Source organism: endosymbiont of Galathealinum brachiosum, assembly GCA_003349885.1.
Classification (GTDB): domain Bacteria; phylum Pseudomonadota; class Gammaproteobacteria; order SZUA-229; family SZUA-229; genus SZUA-229.
The window spans coordinates 592867-609989 of the sequence record QFXC01000011.1; the positions used below are offsets into that span (position 1 = coordinate 592867).

19 protein-coding genes are annotated in these 17123 nt (G+C 38.0%); 4 read left to right on the forward strand and 15 right to left on the reverse strand.

Features of this window, described 5'->3' with window-relative positions; all coding sequences use genetic code 11:
* Positions 1-5 precede the first annotated feature (5 nt).
* The 3 genes from DIZ80_11130 to DIZ80_11140 are packed head-to-tail and all read right to left on the reverse strand — an operon-like array spanning position 6 to position 2763.
* On the reverse strand, positions 6-236 hold the full coding sequence (locus tag DIZ80_11130; protein ID RDH82817.1) for a SirA family protein: 231 nt from the start codon (positions 234-236) through the stop codon (positions 6-8).
* A gap of 48 nt (positions 237-284) precedes the next feature.
* Positions 285-1328, reverse strand: coding sequence for a tRNA (5-methylaminomethyl-2-thiouridylate)-methyltransferase (locus tag DIZ80_11135; protein ID RDH82818.1), 1044 nt, complete (start codon positions 1326-1328; stop codon positions 285-287).
* Between the two features lie 52 nt (positions 1329-1380).
* Positions 1381-2763 (reverse strand): hypothetical protein, encoded by a 1383-nt coding sequence (locus DIZ80_11140; GenBank protein RDH82819.1) that lies wholly within the window; start codon positions 2761-2763, stop codon positions 1381-1383.
* 251 nt (positions 2764-3014) lie between these two features.
* Between DIZ80_11140 and glyQ the strand changes: the two genes are divergently transcribed.
* The 4 genes from glyQ to DIZ80_11160 all read left to right on the forward strand — a co-directional run bounded on the left by glyQ (position 3015) and on the right by DIZ80_11160 (position 9153).
* Positions 3015-3947, forward strand: coding sequence for a glycine--tRNA ligase subunit alpha (gene glyQ / locus DIZ80_11145; protein RDH82820.1), 933 nt, complete (start codon positions 3015-3017; stop codon positions 3945-3947).
* Positions 3947-6019 (forward strand): glycine--tRNA ligase subunit beta, encoded by a 2073-nt coding sequence (locus tag DIZ80_11150; GenBank protein ID RDH82821.1) that lies wholly within the window; start codon positions 3947-3949, stop codon positions 6017-6019. The genes glyQ and DIZ80_11150 overlap by 1 nt, the downstream gene beginning before the upstream one ends.
* Positions 6020-6081: 62 nt before the next feature.
* Entirely contained in the window at positions 6082-6831 is a 750-nt protein-coding gene (locus DIZ80_11155) for a 1-acyl-sn-glycerol-3-phosphate acyltransferase (protein ID RDH82822.1), read from the forward strand.
* Between the two features lie 42 nt (positions 6832-6873).
* Positions 6874-9153 carry a hypothetical protein gene (locus tag DIZ80_11160; protein RDH82823.1) on the forward strand — a complete coding sequence of 760 codons (2280 nt, stop codon included), beginning with the start codon at positions 6874-6876 and terminating at the stop codon, positions 9151-9153.
* Between the two features lie 85 nt (positions 9154-9238).
* Here the strand turns inward: DIZ80_11160 and DIZ80_11165 are convergent, their stop codons facing one another.
* The 12 genes from DIZ80_11165 to DIZ80_11220 form a co-directional block, all read right to left on the reverse strand.
* Entirely contained in the window at positions 9239-9700 is a 462-nt protein-coding gene (locus DIZ80_11165; GenBank protein RDH82824.1) for an Appr-1-p processing protein, read from the reverse strand.
* Positions 9701-9735: 35 nt separating this feature from the next.
* A complete protein-coding gene (locus DIZ80_11170) occupies positions 9736-10062 on the reverse strand; it encodes a hypothetical protein (GenBank protein RDH82825.1) in 327 nt (108 codons plus the stop codon).
* 70 nt (positions 10063-10132) lie between these two features.
* Entirely contained in the window at positions 10133-10510 is a 378-nt protein-coding gene (locus DIZ80_11175; GenBank protein RDH82826.1) for a hypothetical protein, read from the reverse strand.
* A gap of 131 nt (positions 10511-10641) precedes the next feature.
* Complete coding sequence (locus DIZ80_11180; GenBank protein ID RDH82827.1) at positions 10642-11076, reverse strand: hypothetical protein; 435 nt, start codon at positions 11074-11076, stop codon at positions 10642-10644.
* 138 nt (positions 11077-11214) lie between these two features.
* Complete coding sequence (locus DIZ80_11185; GenBank protein RDH82828.1) at positions 11215-11646, reverse strand: hypothetical protein; 432 nt, start codon at positions 11644-11646, stop codon at positions 11215-11217.
* Positions 11647-12190: 544 nt separating this feature from the next.
* The gene (locus tag DIZ80_11190) at positions 12191-12640 is read right to left on the reverse strand and encodes a hypothetical protein (GenBank protein RDH82829.1); all 450 of its coding nucleotides are present in this window, start codon (positions 12638-12640) and stop codon (positions 12191-12193) included.
* 90 nt (positions 12641-12730) lie between these two features.
* Positions 12731-14110: an L-serine ammonia-lyase gene (locus DIZ80_11195; protein ID RDH82830.1), complete on the reverse strand. Its 1380-nt coding sequence runs from the start codon at positions 14108-14110 to the stop codon at positions 12731-12733.
* 138 nt (positions 14111-14248) lie between these two features.
* On the reverse strand, positions 14249-14746 hold the full coding sequence (locus DIZ80_11200) for a hypothetical protein (protein ID RDH82831.1): 498 nt from the start codon (positions 14744-14746) through the stop codon (positions 14249-14251).
* A 170-nt stretch (positions 14747-14916) separates the two neighbouring features.
* Complete coding sequence (locus tag DIZ80_11205) at positions 14917-15141, reverse strand: hypothetical protein (protein ID RDH82832.1); 225 nt, start codon at positions 15139-15141, stop codon at positions 14917-14919.
* A gap of 115 nt (positions 15142-15256) precedes the next feature.
* Positions 15257-15586, reverse strand: coding sequence for a hypothetical protein (locus DIZ80_11210; GenBank protein ID RDH82833.1), 330 nt, complete (start codon positions 15584-15586; stop codon positions 15257-15259).
* A 151-nt stretch (positions 15587-15737) separates the two neighbouring features.
* Complete coding sequence (locus tag DIZ80_11215) at positions 15738-16169, reverse strand: aldehyde-activating protein (GenBank protein ID RDH82834.1); 432 nt, start codon at positions 16167-16169, stop codon at positions 15738-15740.
* Between the two features lie 352 nt (positions 16170-16521).
* Positions 16522-17070, reverse strand: coding sequence for a threonylcarbamoyl-AMP synthase (locus DIZ80_11220; protein ID RDH82835.1), 549 nt, complete (start codon positions 17068-17070; stop codon positions 16522-16524).
* Positions 17071-17123 lie beyond the last annotated feature (53 nt).

The window sequence follows — 17123 nt, forward strand, 5'->3', positions numbered from 1 at the left end:
CAGTCTTAGCTGTCACAGACTTCAATTAAAACAAAAACTTCATCATCCATGTCACGGGTTTCAATAATTTTGTGACCATTAATTCGGCTCCAGGCCGGAATATCATTTAAAGCGCCAGGGTCCGTTGATACAACTTCAAGCGTATCGCCAACCTGTAATTCTTTAATTTTATCCTGAGTGCGTATAACGGGCATCGGGCAAAACATACGTCGTGCATCCAGTTCAAAGTGAGCCAATTTATTAATCTCCGTAAAAATTAAGTGTGATGAAAAGGTGATTTAAAATCACACATACCACTCAGGATCGATTTCAGAAGCAGGCATAGGTTTGACGACTAAAGTGCTGGTGTCTCCATTGGTGCGTCTTGCTTCTATGGTAACACTGTCTGAATTTCTGCCCTGAGAAAATCGGGCGGCTATGCGGGCAGCAAACTCAAGGTCTGCATCGGATGCAACGCCGTCGAGTAATGTCAAAGGGCCGGGACAATCCATGGTTTTAAAAGTAATGTAACTGTTTTTATAACCCTGAAGAAATTTATTTTCACCATCCTCACGACCGATAATTAATTTATAGTGTGCCGCAGGGCGAACATGCCTGCCTACTTTGAGTAACATGATGTCATCCATTTCGTATTCACGATTACCCCGTGCATCCCATAAGTCCACAAGTTTGGCCGAGTAGTTTTCATCGGTAAGGAAGCAGCAACCACCGGCGGGTTTTGCGTAATCTTCAAAACCGTATTGTTTGGCTAGCTCCATTTGAGGTTTGCGGTTACGGCCGGAAAAAGCAAACAGTTCATCACGTTTAACCCAGCCTTCTTTTTCAGGTAACGTTTCTGGTAAATTTTGTGCACATAACGGGCGTAGTAAACGATCATCTGCACCAGACTCTTTTGAAATAACCGGCATGGTGTCTTTGCGTTGAGACATAGGGCGCTGGCCGATGACTTCACCGGTAATAATAAAATCAAAACCGTTTTCTTCAGCCCATTGTTTGGCTTTATTGACCATAAAGATTTTACAGTCCAGGCATGGGTTCATGTTTTTCCCATAGCCGTGTTTAGGGTTGAGTAATACATCTTTATACTCTTCAACAATATCGATAATATGCAGTTTGATACCAAGCTGTTCAGCAGACCATAAAGCGTTATTACGTTTAGGTTTGGATTTATCTTTTTTGCGTATTGCGTGAGTATGGCCTTCGACACAAAATCCGGTAAAGAAGTTAATGCCTTCAACATGGATGCCCTGCTCAAGCATAGCGCGAGCGGCAAGTAATGAATCAAGGCCACCAGAAATAAGGGCGACGGCTTTACGTTGTTGGGACATGGGGGAACCTGGCTAAATATGAAACAGAATGGGTTATTTTATCAGTAAATGCTTATTTCTTCATCAACCAGGGTATCGAGCCTGCCACAGATCGCCATAGTTCAGTATTTTGAGCCGCATATAAAACAGCTTCGTCTTTGTCGCCCGAGCTTAAATGCTCTGGCATGCGCTTAGGCATTTTTATCTTGCCCGATAATACTTTAGGTACATATTTATTGTGAGCCAGGGCCTGTTTCTTTAATATCTTGCTGTTTTTATCGTCACCTGAATCGATAAAAGCGATCAGAGCCTGATCAAATAGAAAAAATGCACCCTGATCCTGTTGAAACTGCTGTGCCAGTTGTCGAGCCTTTTCCAGATCTCTTTTTTGAATATAACAGTTACTCAGGGGGTATCGGTTAAACTGGTTATCAGCGGGATTGAGCGATATAGCCCGTTCATAACAACTGATTGCATGGTTAAAATCTTTTAACTGGGCATAACTACTGGCTAAATTAGTCAGTGCTTCCATAAAGGTGCGGGTTTCTCTAATTAACCAGAAACGGCCAGTATTTTTCTCGAAAAAATCTTTTCCAAGACTATTTTCGCAACCTTCGACCGCTCGAACAAGCAGGTCTTTACGTTCTGCTGAGTTTGCAGCTTCCCACTGTGCTAATAACATCAGCGCATTGATATTGTTCGGGTCCTGTTTAAGAACCTGATGAGCAAGCTGCACTTTCTCAACCGGGTTGTCTGTCGACCAGGCCTGCTGAATTAACTGGTTAGCGTCCTGTCCCGGGTTTGAGTTATTCATAATCGGGATGCCCGCACTATTTTTAACAGCACTGGATGTAATATTGATTTTTGCGGGTGCGGTATCCTGTTTATATTTTTTGGCCAGATCAGCATAACCTTGCATGAGTTTATTGAATTCGCTAAAAATATGACGGGTGACAGACTCAATTGGCAGGGCGCCATTTTGAAATTTGGCAGTAAGTTGTTGTGCATTCTGTAAATTAGAGAAGAAACTTAACATCATCCAGAATGACTGAGGCTGGGCTTCTGCTTTGCAGTCATCCCAGAAATGTTCGGTAAGGGTTAGTCCCAGCTCAAAACCCTTGCTCCACATATGTAGTTGATTATCATTGAAATTTGCCTCGAAAGGCTCAGTAAGCTGGCAGGTTTTTGGAAGGCCAACCATGAAATCGTTGATGTCCTGCGTTATGTGTTGCTGCATATTTGTAATGGCATCAAGGTATTCATCAGCATCTTTGATCAGGTTGAACTGGTCAGCAAATATAGCCGGCATCCAGTCACTGTGTTTGAGCGATGTTGGCGTGCAGTTTATAGCGAACAGATATCCGAAGAGCTGGTCGAGTGAAAGCGTATTGGCAGGGCGTGATTCATCACTTAACCAGATTGCGAGTTGATTTAATGTAATGGTTGATTTGGGCATAATGCTTCAGATGATAAAAAGGAAACGTATTATCCGTTAAAGTAATTCTAATTAGTAGGCTGGATTAAAGCGGTTGAGAATTTAATCGCCAAGAGCATGTTTTTTGTATTGATGGCAAAGAAATTTCAGTCAAAAGTCGTTTATTGAATGTATTCAGAAATAAGCACAAAAATTGAAGGCAAACTTACAGGCCATTTGGTGCTTAATTCGGTATACTAGCGGGCTCGTAAATAAAACAGAATAATATTTAAATGGCACACGACGTATCGACATTTCAGGGGCTTATCGGCGCTCTGCAGGATTACTGGGCGGAGCAGGGCTGCGCAATCATTCAACCACTGGATATGGAAGTGGGTGCGGGTACCTTTCACCCGGCGACATTCCTGCGTTCAATCGGCCCCGAGCCATGGAGAGCAGCATATATTCAGCCCTGTCGTCGCCCTACAGATGGTCGTTATGGTGAGAACCCTAATCGTCTGCAGCATTATTATCAGTTTCAGGTAGCGCTCAAACCTAACCCTGAGAATATTCAGGAGTTATATTTAGATTCTCTGAAAATGCTGGGCTTTGATCCCCTTGAGCATGATATCCGTTTTGTTGAAGATAACTGGGAATCGCCTACATTAGGTGCCTGGGGTTTAGGCTGGGAAGTCTGGTTAAACGGTATGGAAGTTACCCAGTTCACTTATTTTCAGCAGGTGGGTGGAATAGAGTGTCGTCCGGTAACCGGTGAGATTACATATGGTCTGGAACGTCTGGCGATGTATATTCAGAATGCAAAAAGTATTTTTGATCTCGTCTGGACGAGAGGCCCTCAGGGTGTTGTGACTTATGGTGATGTTTTTCATCAGAATGAAGTTGAACAATCTCATTATAATTTTGAACAGGCAGACACAGATTCATTATTCGCCTGGTTTGATACCTGTGAAAAAGAAAGCGCACGTTTAATAGAAGCAGGTTTAGCTTTGCCTGCATATGAGCAGGTTTTAAAAGCATCTCATACGTTTAATTTATTAGATGCCCGTCATGCTATATCTGTTACCGAACGTCAGCGTTTTATTCTACGTGTGCGTACATTATCCCGTGCTGTCGCTAAAACATATTACGAAACACGTGAAGCATTAGGTTTCCCCATTGGTCAATCTGCTCCGTTAGATAAGGTATCAACAGGGGGAGAAAAATAATGAGTAGCCGTGATTTATTAATTGAAATAGGCACAGAAGAGCTTCCACCGAAAGCCCTGAATAAATTATCCGATGCATTTGCATCTGGTATTGAATCAGGCTTAAAAGAAGCGGGTGTTAATTTTGAAAAAATAAAAACATATGCCTCAGCAAGACGTCTGGCAGTATTAATTGATTCAGTAGAAGAGTCTCAGGCAGACCGTAATGTAGAAAAACTCGGTCCTGCTGTAAAGGCAGCTTATGATAAAGATGGTAATCCTACAAAAGCAGCGATGGGTTTTGCCCGGGGTTGTGGTGTCGAAGTGGCAGATCTTGCTACTACTGATACTGATAAAGGTGAACGTCTGGTTTTTCGAATAGAAGAAATTGGTAAGCCGACGGTTGAAATTGTACCTGATATTGTTAGTCAGTCATTAGCCAAACTGCCTATACCAAAACGCATGCGTTGGGGTGATAGTAATGCTGAATTTGTGCGCCCGGTACACTGGGTTGTTCTATTGTTTGGTAAAGATGTAATTAAAACTGAAATTCTTGAAATTAAATCAGGCCGTGAATCTCGCGGGCATCGTTTCCATCACCCTGAAATTATAAATTTACAGACACCAGATGAATATGTGTCACGTTTAAAATCTCCCGGTTACGTTATGGTTGATCGTGATGAACGATTAAAATATGTAAAAGAGCAGGCAGAAGCCGCAGCAAAAAAACTCGGTGGTGAAGCATTAATAGATGAAAATCTGTTGCAGGAAGTCAGTGGTTTAGTTGAATGGCCAGTAGCTGTGTCAGGTGATTTTGATAAAGAATTTCTAGAAGTGCCGGCAGAAAGTTTAATTTCATCTATGCAGGATCATCAAAAATATTTTCCTGTCATTGATAAGAAAGGTGACCTGTTACCTCATTTTATTACGATCAGTAACATTGAAAGTAAAGATGAGAAAAAAGTTAAAGAAGGTAATGAACGTGTTATTCGTCCACGCCTGGGGGATGCAAAGTTTTTCTGGGAGCAGGATAATAAAAAGAAACTGGAAGATCATATAGAATCATTAAATAAAGTGGTGTTCCAGAATAAGTTAGGTTCGGTGGGTGATAAATCTCGCCGGGTTGCAAGCATTGCAGAAGCAATTGCTGAAGACTTAAGTGAAAATACAGATTTTGCAAAGCGAGCTGGTTTATTAAGTAAGTGTGACCTGATGACGGAAATGGTTTGTGAGTTTTCAGACTTGCAGGGCATTATGGGGCGTTACTATGCTATTAATGATGGTGAGCCAGCTGAAGTTGCCGATGCATTAGACGAGCAATATATGCCGCGTTTCGCAGGCGATAAATTGCCAGCTGGTAAAACTGGCCAGATTGTTTCTTTAGCAGACAAACTGGATACACTATTGGGTATATTTGCGATTGGTCAAAAACCCACGGGTGAAAAAGATCCATTTGCATTACGTCGTGCTGCATTAGGTTCGTTGAGAATTCTAATTGAATGTAAGCTGGATTTAGATTTAAAAGTATTGCTTGGATATGCAACGAAAGCGTATGGCGAAAAAGTTGAAGGTGAAAAGGCCATAGATGAAGTAATAAACTTTATGCTGGATCGATTAAAAGTCTATTACACCAGCCAAAATATTACAGTGGATGTTTATGATGCGGTTATTGCGCTTAAACCGACGAGACCAATGGATTTTGATAAAAGAATGCATGCGGTGAATGAGTTTAGAGAACTTGAAGAAGCAGATAGCCTTGCTGCTGCAAACAAACGAATCGGTAATATTTTGAAAAAAATAGAAGGAACATTACCGAATACGATAGAGCAAAATTTATTGCAGGAAACAGCTGAAAAGAATTTAAATGATCAGCTGCAAAAAATGTCTGCAAAAGTTACCCCGAAGCTTGACTCGGGTGATTATTCGGACGCATTGAAGCAACTTGCATCAATGAGAGATCCGATTGATGCTTTCTTCGATCAGGTGATGGTAATGGCTGATGATGATGCATTGAAAAATAATCGCATAGCATTGCTGAATCAGTTGCACAGCATGTTTATAAAAGCTGCTGATCTTTCGCGTTTGCAGTCATGATTAAAATGCCATTCCAAAGATGATGTTCGGGAATGACGAAACACTATTCATAAGGAAATTTAGTGAGTAAAGAGTTTTCAAGGTTTGAATTATATATTCGTTCCTCAATCTTCTGGTTGTTTCATTTTGTGAGCATGATCCTGGTGGTGGCGCTAGTGCTTGTTTTTTTCTGGCTGCCGATTAATCAGCGCTATGCGATTGGTTCAAGCTGGGCAAAAATGAATATGCATTTTCTTCGCTGGTTTTGTAACTTAAAATACGAAATAAAAGGTAAAGAAAATATTCCAGATGATGCAAGTCTGGTTATATCAAATCACCAGTCAACCTGGGAAACCATGTCGTTTCAGGATTTTTTACCAAATCAGTTATGGGTAATGAAAAAAGAACTTTTCCGTATCCCTGTCTTTGGCTGGGGGCTTGCGTTGATGAGTCCTATAGCGATTGATCGAAGTGCAGGTAAGAAAGCGGTCGACCAAATTGTTGAACAGGGTGAGCAGAAGCTAAGTCAGGGGCGGTGGGTTATTGTGTTTCCTGAAGGCACGCGAATTTCTCCCGGTGTAGAAAGCAAATTTAAGATGGGGGCATTTATTTTTGCTTCAAGAATTTCACATCCTGTTTTACCCATTGCGCATAATGCGGGCGAGTTCTGGCCCAAACATAGTTTTATAAAATATCCCGGCACCATTACAGTTTCAATTGGTGATGCTTTTAATGCGAGTGAGATGGATTCATCTGACGTAAAGCAGAAAGTAGAGAGCTGGATTCGGCAGGAGCTGTTAGAAATAGGTGATTCATCTCGCTGGAACCGTTAACTATTTATCGAATGTAAAACTTATAAATAGAAAGAGGGAATTATGTCCAGGTTTATTAAAGAGTATCTATTCCCCGTCATAATGCTGATTATCTTCTCTGCATGTGGCTACTGGCTTGCAAATAACGGTTTTGATTCTGTAAAGCAGATGCGTCAGCTTGAGCGGGTTCCCGCAACTAAAGTAGGCGCTATTTTACCCGGCGAAGTGAATATAACTGCCACAGCAGTAAAATATAAAAGTACAGTCAGTAGCTTTTATACGCATACACCATCTCTTTATTATCTCTATACCGAAGAAGTTGAAGAAACAGACTCTGATGGTAATACAAGCTGGAAAACAATTAATACAGTAAGTAAATCCGTAGATTTTTATGTGTCTGATCAAACGGGTAATGCTTTGGTTAATAGAGGGGCATCAAGAATCGACTGGTCTATGCCCGAAAGTTTTCAGGTGATAAAAGGTGATTATCGTTACACAGAATATCGTCTGGAAGAAAATGATACGGTGTTTATATTTGGTATGGGTAATCTGATCCAGGACCAGCCGGTAATTAATTTTATAAATGCAGGTGAGTATACACCCATAATTTCAAAATACAGCGAAGCTGAAGAACGAAGTGATATGGGTGTCGCAACGATATTAAAAATATGGTTAGGCATTACGTTTATGTCTCTATGTGTTTATTTTGTAGCGTATTTATTTAAAATTCACAGACTGATTAAATATCTAAGTATTCTAACTTTTGTTTTAGCCTTTATTCTAATTGATATGGGTCTGGTTATGATGCAGGAAGACCTTAAAGGCGGTCTGGCTCGTTATAACCAGCAGGAAAAAGCATCGATTTATCGCGTAGAACAACTGCTTGAAAGAGATGGCGTCACATTCTCAGGCTGGTCTGAGTTGTATGAGATGAATAATTTTCGATACAATAACTTACAAGCAGCAAGTAAAGAAAAAACAAACGAAATCAGATTAAATTTATTATTTGCAAGGCAGCAGCTTATAAGGCAAATGGAAGCATTTCCTGAAAAATGGCTAACGGGTTTATGGGGGATGGATAAACCTGAAAAAATTGTAGTGCCTTTAGAGGTAAAGAAAGCATTACAGCTTAGAATAAAAAACTACCAGCCAAGTCGATTATCAAAGTTGTGGCCGCTTATCTTTACGTTAGTAGGTATTGTTCTTGCGGTTGTGTTTTCCTGGTTTGGTATCAGGCAGGTTAAGTTAAAGCGGTATATCGAGAATATACCGACCTCAAGCACGTCAGGTGTAGTTTATGGTGTGTGTGAGGTGAAAGGTCGTCTAATTATAAAAGAGAGCGGCGATAGCCTGAGTTCACCTTTAACAAAAAGTTCCTGTAGCTGGTTTCATTATCTGGTTGAAGAGCGTAGAGGTTCAGGTAAAAATGCACGTTGGGTAACCATTGAGGAAAACACAGAAAGCATAGATTTTTATTGTGAAGATAATGATGGAAAAGTACAGATAGATATAGATAATGCAGAAATCATTACGAAACATTGTGAGGTTAATCGAAGAGGTTCCAGACGTTACACAGAAAAAACACTCAGACTTAATGATGAGTTATATGTGATTGGTTATGCAAATTTAAATAATCAACTGGGTTCAAATCTGGCAATAGGTTATTCGAGTGAGCGAGAGCCTTTTATTGTGAGTAACCGAACTGAAAATGAAGTGATGATATCAAAAGCAAGGCTTGGTATTTTTAATTTAAATATGGCATTTAGCTCTGTAGTACTGGCTTCTTTATTGTTATTCGGAATGGCGGGTGGTTTTGCAGCAACTGACTTTCTTATGTCGGCATTAATTGCACCTTTGTTTATGTTGTTAATAATGATTATTTTACACTATAACGATATTGTATTTTTAAAACAAAGAGTCGAAAGAAATAAGTCTAATATACAGGTGAGTTTAAAAAAACGTTATAACTTGCTACCAAATATTGAGGTGCTCGTTAAAGAATATGCGAAACATGAAGCTGATGTATTTAAAGAAGTGATTGAGTTTAGAACGCTGTTTAAAAAATCTATCAAAGATATTAATAAATTAGACGACTTGTCAAACAGGCAGAAAAAAATAAAAATTAGCATAAACTCCCTGCAGGAAAAGTATCCGGAGTTAAAAAGTAATCAGTTATTTGAAAAAATGATGGATGTAATTAATGCGATAGAAAATGAGTTAATGTATATGCGTGTTGGTTATAATGATGCGGTTGAGGTGTATAATACACGAATACAATCAATACCGGATGTTGTTCTTGCTAATATGTTTGATTTTAATGAAGAGAAATTTATAGTGAAATAGACGATAGATTTGTTGTTCCTGATTGAAAAATATAATGGCCTGTTTTAGCTAAAAAGCATGCCGTTGGAGCGAATTGTTGATCGGGTCATTCATATTTAACAAATATCACTTTAGCGTTGCTTTCAATCGATGACAGAGCTTCATTCATTACGTTTAGTGCCCATTCATCTCCTCTGTTTCCCGATCCAGAACCAATTAATGGAAATGCCACACTTATATACTTTTTTTGATTAACAATTTGCATCGCAGAAATTACAGACTGCTTTACTGAGTATTCAGTAGCAAACCAAAACATATTAATACCGGCAACATGAATAATCGCTTTAAAGTTTAATCTTCCAGCACTTGTTTCACGTGATTCACCTAATGGAATTGCTCCATATTTAGCAAGTTCTTTGAAATGTTGGGTTCCGCATGCTTTTTTTATTGCACCTGACACACCTTGAGGTAGTAATAACCACCATGGAATAATATTGCGATTCCAGCTATTTACTATGACCTCTACGTCCTGTTGAAGAATGTTTCCACTAATTAATTTAGCTTTCATAATATGCTCAATAGTTTGCGCCTTGTTAAGATTGGTTAGTTACTTCTGTTCGACTTATAAGATAAATATTTATTTAATTGATTAATAGTGACACCTGTTATACAAGAGATTAACGCAGTTATGAAGATAAATCCTAGCTTAGGGTTTGAGTTCATGAGGATTGCGGGCATAACAATAATAAGAATTAGCTTCACAATATCTTCAATTATTGTTTCACCTAGCAACACTAAAAGGCTAGATAATAATGCACCAATCGAAGCTGAAACTATTAATGTCCAAAACTCAACATTAAATCCGAATTCGATAAGACTGATAAATATACTCAGCCATGTGATAATGAATGCTATTAATATGTAGGGCATGCGATAATCTCTTTAGTTAATCATGGCTCTTCTAAGCGTAGCTTGTTAGTGATTTAGCAGATATTGTTGATTATTTGTCCCAAATAACTGTATCAAGTTGTTCCAGTGCCTGATAAATTATAATTGCCTGTTTACCATCTTTTGCGGGAGTTTTTCTAGTGGACTTTAAAAATGCGTGAATAATGATTAAGTTTCCCTCTTTTGATTTATAAAAAAGGACTCTTGCTGATTCATTGCCATTGTCAATTCTGAGTTTATAAATAGTACCTTTATATTTCCATATTTTAGAATTTAATGCTTTAAGATGTTTGCCATGATAAATGTCTCCATACTGCGTGTAAGATTGAAATTTATTGTATATCTTAATACGAAGACCGCCAGATATATTGTCTAAAAATAAATATAAAGGGAGAGTCATTTTGTTTTTTTCAACTAAAAGTATGTTCATAAACTCACGATAAAAAATAAATTAAAAATTATGTTATTAAAAAACACTAAATTAACTGGTTCAAGAACACACGCATTTTAATATTGGCAACAATTTTGCTCTGATTCAAGTTATTAGGGCTTGTTTCTAGTTTAGTATTGGATGACATGTCTCATAGATTTCGAAGAGGCAGGGCAGAGTTCTTTGAATTGTCTGGTTTTTTTTATTTCAATAGGTAGTTCAAACTTTTTTACTACTGAATACCCGAGCATCATAAAAAAATCTACTGTTGACTCTGTTAATAAATAGAGTTCATTAACTCCTAACTTATGTGCTTTTCCTTCTAATAATTTGACTATTAGTTTTCCTATGCCTTGTTCTCTGTGCCCGGGTTTAACTATTATTGATCGAAGTAGGCCAATCTTGCCATAAACCTCGATGCCACCAGCAGCAATTATTTCTTCGTTATTTTCAACAACAATAAAGTTATTAATGTGCTCGTCACAGTCTTCAGAAGGTAAGTTTCCAGTATAAAGTAATTTTTTAATTACTTTTAGATCTTTATGGGTGGCTTCCCTGTGATTCATTTATTATTGGAACCCTAATGCCAGTTAAGAGTGGAATAACCCAGTAGTAAGGTTAAAAATGTAATGTTTTGTAATTAGTTGGTGCCAGAGCGCAATCATTCTACAACGGATGCTTAATGTTTCAGGCGCCATAACAAACTATGATACCAAAGCATTGATAGAGTATGAAATAAGAACTATAGCAATAATCGCCATAATTATATAACTAGCAAAGAATAATTTTTGCTGTTTATCTGTGCCGACTTTAATACCTTCATGGCGAAAGCTAATGTTTTTTGCTGCTTCTCTACCTGATGTGTCTAAATATATTGCACCGCCAATCAGTGATATTATTGGCCACCACTCATGATTGAAAATCATAAGAACACCAGCTAAAGGTAACCACACAAGTGTCACTAAATCCCAATAAGCTGCGTATAGTTCTGATCTTTGTAATATTTTATCTGTAAACTCAGGTTTCTCTTGAATACCCAGTCGCTGTGCTAATCTGAAATTGACAGATGAAATTATTTGGGCAAGGTATAGTGCGCCACCTATAATCAATATTCCCCATCCTATAATTACTTGCACAGTTTCTCCTTATTTACTAACGTAACGTCTCATTAAGAATTGCTGACGCAGTTGGATAATTAAAATTGTAGTGCTTAGTAGTATAAATTAAAATTGCCACAGAAGTTAAGGGGTAGCAGGCTTTCTTAAATGATTTGTTATGAGCTTTTTTTTCATTGAGCTCAATTGCTTTTCTTTGTTTCTTGTTTAGGGCTAAACTGCTCGCGATCTTATTCTTTCTAATTCCTCAGGATTAATTGAGAGCTTCCCGATAACCATTTAGGCTAATTGAGGTCCTGGTAATAAATGCAGAGTTTGCATGCTTCCAGCTTGCTCTGGAATCTTGTTTTTATTTTTTTAAACTGTTGGCTATGGCTTTGACATCGGACATCATTAATTTACCAGCATTTTTTAGATAAGTCTTCGCGTCGAGCACAATCATACTCTGTACAATCAAAATATTTGTAACATACATCTTTGTTTTTATCTGGAATGTTGATGGTTTGCTCCTAATGGTCTGATGAGTTAAATAGAGATCAGACGGTAGTCCCGTTTGAGCTTTTTGTTAGGCAATGTTTTGGGTAAAAGGTGACACACCATTTAGAGTGGCTTTGCCATATTTGTTTTTAACCATATTTACTACTTGGTTCTGAAACTTATCTATCGCTAATGCTTCAAATTGCACTTCCATTTTTATTTCATGTTTTTCTTCTTTTCTTTGGTTGCTGGCAATATTAGCTTCTATATTTACTAATGCAGCTGTGTGGCCTGTGACAGAGAAACAATAAAAATAAATTGACGCAAAAGAATAGCTGTTTTTTTCCCCAGCAGAATAATATATATTTTCAGAAACTGATTTAGGGAACCCCATTAATGAAAGGGCTAAGTCGGACAATTCACTGTAGTTAGTATACACTTCTGTCTCGCCATAGAACTTTCCATTAGATGATTTGATTAGTATTTCCACTAGATCCTGGTCTTGCCAAATTATGTCTAAAGATATGAAAATTTCCATATTATGTATCTTTCGCCTAACGTTTGAGCTAACAGGCGTGCGAAGCCTTAGCGTAGCACGACCGGTTGAGTGATGTGTTTGTGCTAACTCTCAACACTCTGTGATACTAACAGCAAGCCCGCCTAATGATGTTTCTTTATATTTATGAGACATTTCTAAACCGGTTTGCTTCATCGCTTCGATACAACTGTCCAGTGGCATAAAGTGTTTGCCATCACCTCGAAGCGCAAGAGATGCTGCAGTATAGGCCTTAATGGCTCCAAAACCGTTTCGTTCAATACACGGTACTTGCACAAGACCATTAACAGGGTCGCAAGTCATTCCAAGATGGTGTTCGAGAGCTATCTCAGCAGCATTTTCTACTTGTTGCGCTGTACCACCACGTATCGAGCATAAACCAGCGGCGGCCATTGCTGCCGCAGAGCCAACTTCGCCCTGACAACCTACTTCAGCGCCAGAAATAGAGCTACGATGTTTAATTAAACCACCTATGGCACTGGCCGTAAGTAAGTAATCACGCACCTGTTCAATTGTACCTTGTTCATGGGTAACGAAATAGTAAAGTACAGCCGGTATGACGCCAGCAGCACCATTAGTTGGTGCGGTGACAACCATATGACCCGCGGCATTTTCCTCGTTAACTGCCATGGCATAAGCGCAAAGCCAGTCGTTAATGTTTGCAGTCTCCGGATTATTTTTTATATCCTGATATATGTCTTTAGCACGTCGTGAGATATCCAGGCCGCCAGGTAAAGTTCCTTCTGCTGCCAAACCTCTTTGTATACATGTCTGCATGGCTTCCCAGATTTTATCTATACCATTAAGAAGTGCGGTTTCATCAAGGTGCTCAAGCTCATTAACGCGCTTCATCTGTACAATCGATATTTGATTGTCCTCTGCCATCTGTAACATGGTGTTGGCTGAATCGAATGGGTATCGGCACGAGTCAGACGACACCATTCTAAGTGGTGCCTGTAATTGATTTATTTCGGCCAACGTGTTGATGAAGCCACCACCAATTGAAAAATAAGTTTCTGAATAAAGCGCCTTATTATCACTATCAATAAGTTCAAAAATCATGCCGTTAGGATGTTCGGGTAAAGGGTCACCTTTATCAAAAACAATATGGCTACTTGGATTAAATGAAATCGTCTGATTTTTTTCAAAAGTAATATGGCTAATTTGCCAAATTTGATCAATTAATGTGTCTACATTTTTATCAGTTAAATCGGCTGGGAGATAACCATGTAATCCGAGCGCAACTGCACGGTCGGTAGAATGTCCCTTCCCAGTAAACGCCAAAGAACCTTTGAGCGTGCAACTAATATATGAATCTTTTAAGTTTAGCGCATTGAATGCCTTATCTTTTATGCGGTTAATGAAGTCATTCGCAGCAACCATTGGCCCGAGTGTATGCGAACTTGATGGTCCGATACCTATTTTAAATAGCTCTAAAACACTGATAAACATAGAAGGCTAGTTACTCATTTATTGATTAAACGCTCATGAACTCGTTTACGTATATAACGCTGAGGTAAGTGGCAGAGCGTAAGCGGAGTCCAAGCATGTGAGTTTTTTTCACATGCTAACTTGACTGTTTTGTTAGGTTTAATTGCGCTGACGTAGAAAACCACAAAAACCAATTAAACCGCTAAAGAATAGTATAATAGATGGTGGTAATGGAACAGCAGATATTTCACGAATAACGGCATTTTCATTCGTATAACTGAATTCAGTATTTTCATAATAAGCAACAAAGCTATTTAAAGTAAAGGAGAATGGGTCGCCTATATATGAGCCGCCTGTATTACGCTCTGTGCCTAATTGAAATGAGGCTCCTCCTGGTGAAGGGTAACCAAAATATACTAAATCATTAATATCAAAATCAAATGTATATAATCCAGTATACGTTGCTTCAAAACTAATGATTTCAGGGGTAGTTATATATGTGTTAAGTTCAGCCCCGAAAGATGTTTCAAATTGCCCGCTTAATTGACCCCCATCAGACCAACCGCCTAGCTCAAAGCTATACGTACTGGCACTTGTATTTTTTACAAATACAAAAACTGTTATCAATATTAATAAGCATGTTGATATTATTCTCATTTTTTATTCCTTTATAAACCTAACGCCCAGTTAAGACGCGGCAACCGGTAGGGTAGTTAAAATTGTAGTATTTTATAGTATAAATTAAAATTGCCATGGAAGTTAAGGGTTGACCGTCTTTCTTAAACGCCTTGTTATGTGATGCATAGATTGGATTGGTTGCAACAATATTAACGACATGATTTGCCATGCTTCTTTTCTTCTTTGCATTCTTCTGAATAAGGGTAAAGTAATAAATTATCTTTTATGTCTTCATTGTTTTCCCAATGCTCTTTATATTCTTTTGATTTATCTGGCTCATAAGAATGATAGCTAGCACAACTCATAAGTAGAGTTAAAGAGAGCAATATAATTATATTTTTTGTTTTAATGATCTTGTAATTCCTTTTGCACATAACGCCCAACTAAGAGGAAAATAACCCAGTAGTAGGACTAAAATTGTAGTTGTTGGTAGTGTAAGTTAAAACTGCCATAAAAGTTAAGGGTTAATTTTCCTTCTTGAGTGTCTTGTTATCCGCTTTTTTGTACATGCAGCTGAATGCTTTCAATACCAGAAATTGTTGCTTCATTACTCCATGCATCTAGCTCTGTTTCAATGTTTCCATGTATAGCCCAGCCTCTACCTACAATTTGTGCTTTAGATAATGAATAAAGTATAACTTCTGGCCATTTTTCTTTTGTTGTTTTTATTTCAAATGAACAGATGTAACCACCTTTATGATATGGCTCTATATTTAGATTTACATATTCACAATTAAGATTATTAATGAATTTACTAAATAGCTTTTTAGTTTTGTCTTCATTGTTTGTATTGGTGAATAATTTTAAATGTATATTCATTTCTTTTTACGCATAACGCTTTGCTAATGGGCTGCTAACCCAATAGGCTAATTGTTTGTAATAGTGATTAGTAGTGTACGTTAAAAGAGCCATAGAAGTTAAGGGTTTGTCAGTCCGATTGAGCTACTTGTTAGGCCATTAGCAATTGGCATTAATGTTCATACAAAGGGCCATCTGTGCCGCGTAAAAACTTGGGTAAATCATCTATTACGTTTACCACGCGTTGTTCGTAGAAAAAATGCATGTCGGATTTTAAGTGCTCAGGAATTTCATTGTTATTACATTTAGATATCAGAAATTGCGATACCACACGCCAATCCATGACGTTTGTATTAAAAACTGTTTCTCCACATTTTTTACAAAAACACCTGGTCATATCCAATGAAGGGTGTTTATAAATAGCAAGGTCTTCCTCGCCTTTCACAATGAGCACATCATCTTTATTCCATGCTGTTACAGCATGAAATGGAATATCTAATAAATCGCGGCAATCTTCACAATGGCAAGTTGCGTGCACAATAGGGGAATTTTGAATTTTTATTTCTATTGCACCACATTGACAATGCGCTTGATATTCTTTCATGCTATTCCTTATGTGGCCTAACAGTTAATTAGACAGAAAGTGGGATATTGAATATTTGACATTCTGCCTATTTCTTTTGTATTTTGTCTGTAAGTTATGCATTATTTGGTTAGATTTCAACTTTAATTATATAAGGATGTGCCTATGACTAATATGTATGGTTAGTAGTCATGTTTCTTGTTTCTGAGAAAAATTTATTATTAAATAAAAGAGATATAATATACCAGATAATTTAGTGCGTCGGTATGTTCGTTATGCCGAGCTTTATATTAAGGATCATTCAGATCGTTTAAAAGGCCATACTGCTGATACTGTGGATAAATATTTACAGGCGAAAGGCAGAAACTTTGTTTTATCTGATAATGGTATCGGTTGTTATGTCTTTAATTTGAGAGGGTTGTCCGGTACGTTCACTTTGATCGTCAATATATAAATCAATATTATTAAAAAAATAATCTTCACTTTGCTGGCTGGTAGTGGCAGGCTCTGCCTCAGCTGGGTTGGCGCTTGTTGATATTAAGGGCTGGTTGATTAACTGACATAAATTAATTATAAGTGGGTATTTAGAAATGCGAACAGCTACTTTTTTATGTTTTCCGCTGACCCAATTTGGTGTGAGCGAAGATTTATTTACCAGCCAGGTTGTGACTGGTTTTTCATTTAATATTTTTTGCTTTTCATTTTCAGATATTTCTATATAAGGAGAGAGTTGTTTCAGGTCGCCTGCAACAATAATCAGGCCTTTATTAACAGATCTATTTTTGAGTTTAAGAATACGATGAACTGCTTTTTCATTTAGTGGATCACAGCCCAGGCCAAAAACCGATTCTGTTGGGTAAGATATAATGCCGCCATCTAAGATTATTCTTGCAGCTTGCTGGATTTGTGAAGTTGATGACATATGTTTGAGGGTGCGGTCGAGTTGATTGACTCGGGTATGCCCCTTTAAGCTTG

What these genes read in the sequence shown, in the direction of transcription:
- DIZ80_11135 (RDH82818.1), bottom strand. Translation starts at nt 1,328, where the DNA reads ATGTCCCAACAACGTAAAGCCGTCGCCCTTATTTCTGGTGGCCTTGAT.
- DIZ80_11140 (RDH82819.1), bottom strand. Translation starts at nt 2,763, where the DNA reads ATGCCCAAATCAACCATTACATTAAATCAACTCGCAATCTGGTTAAGT.
- glyQ (RDH82820.1), top strand. Translation starts at nt 3,015, where the DNA reads ATGGCACACGACGTATCGACATTTCAGGGGCTTATCGGCGCTCTGCAG.
- DIZ80_11150 (RDH82821.1), top strand. Translation starts at nt 3,947, where the DNA reads ATGAGTAGCCGTGATTTATTAATTGAAATAGGCACAGAAGAGCTTCCA.
- DIZ80_11160 (RDH82823.1), top strand. Translation starts at nt 6,874, where the DNA reads ATGTCCAGGTTTATTAAAGAGTATCTATTCCCCGTCATAATGCTGATT.
- DIZ80_11165 (RDH82824.1), bottom strand. Translation starts at nt 9,700, where the DNA reads ATGAAAGCTAAATTAATTAGTGGAAACATTCTTCAACAGGACGTAGAG.
- DIZ80_11170 (RDH82825.1), bottom strand. Translation starts at nt 10,062, where the DNA reads ATGCCCTACATATTAATAGCATTCATTATCACATGGCTGAGTATATTT.
- DIZ80_11175 (RDH82826.1), bottom strand. Translation starts at nt 10,510, where the DNA reads ATGAACATACTTTTAGTTGAAAAAAACAAAATGACTCTCCCTTTATAT.
- DIZ80_11180 (RDH82827.1), bottom strand. Translation starts at nt 11,076, where the DNA reads ATGAATCACAGGGAAGCCACCCATAAAGATCTAAAAGTAATTAAAAAA.
- DIZ80_11190 (RDH82829.1), bottom strand. Translation starts at nt 12,640, where the DNA reads ATGGAAATTTTCATATCTTTAGACATAATTTGGCAAGACCAGGATCTA.
- DIZ80_11195 (RDH82830.1), bottom strand. Translation starts at nt 14,110, where the DNA reads ATGTTTATCAGTGTTTTAGAGCTATTTAAAATAGGTATCGGACCATCA.
- DIZ80_11200 (RDH82831.1), bottom strand. Translation starts at nt 14,746, where the DNA reads ATGAGAATAATATCAACATGCTTATTAATATTGATAACAGTTTTTGTA.
- DIZ80_11205 (RDH82832.1), bottom strand. Translation starts at nt 15,141, where the DNA reads ATGTGCAAAAGGAATTACAAGATCATTAAAACAAAAAATATAATTATA.
- DIZ80_11210 (RDH82833.1), bottom strand. Translation starts at nt 15,586, where the DNA reads ATGAATATACATTTAAAATTATTCACCAATACAAACAATGAAGACAAA.
- DIZ80_11215 (RDH82834.1), bottom strand. Translation starts at nt 16,169, where the DNA reads ATGAAAGAATATCAAGCGCATTGTCAATGTGGTGCAATAGAAATAAAA.
- DIZ80_11220 (RDH82835.1), bottom strand. Translation starts at nt 17,070, where the DNA reads ATGTCATCAACTTCACAAATCCAGCAAGCTGCAAGAATAATCTTAGAT.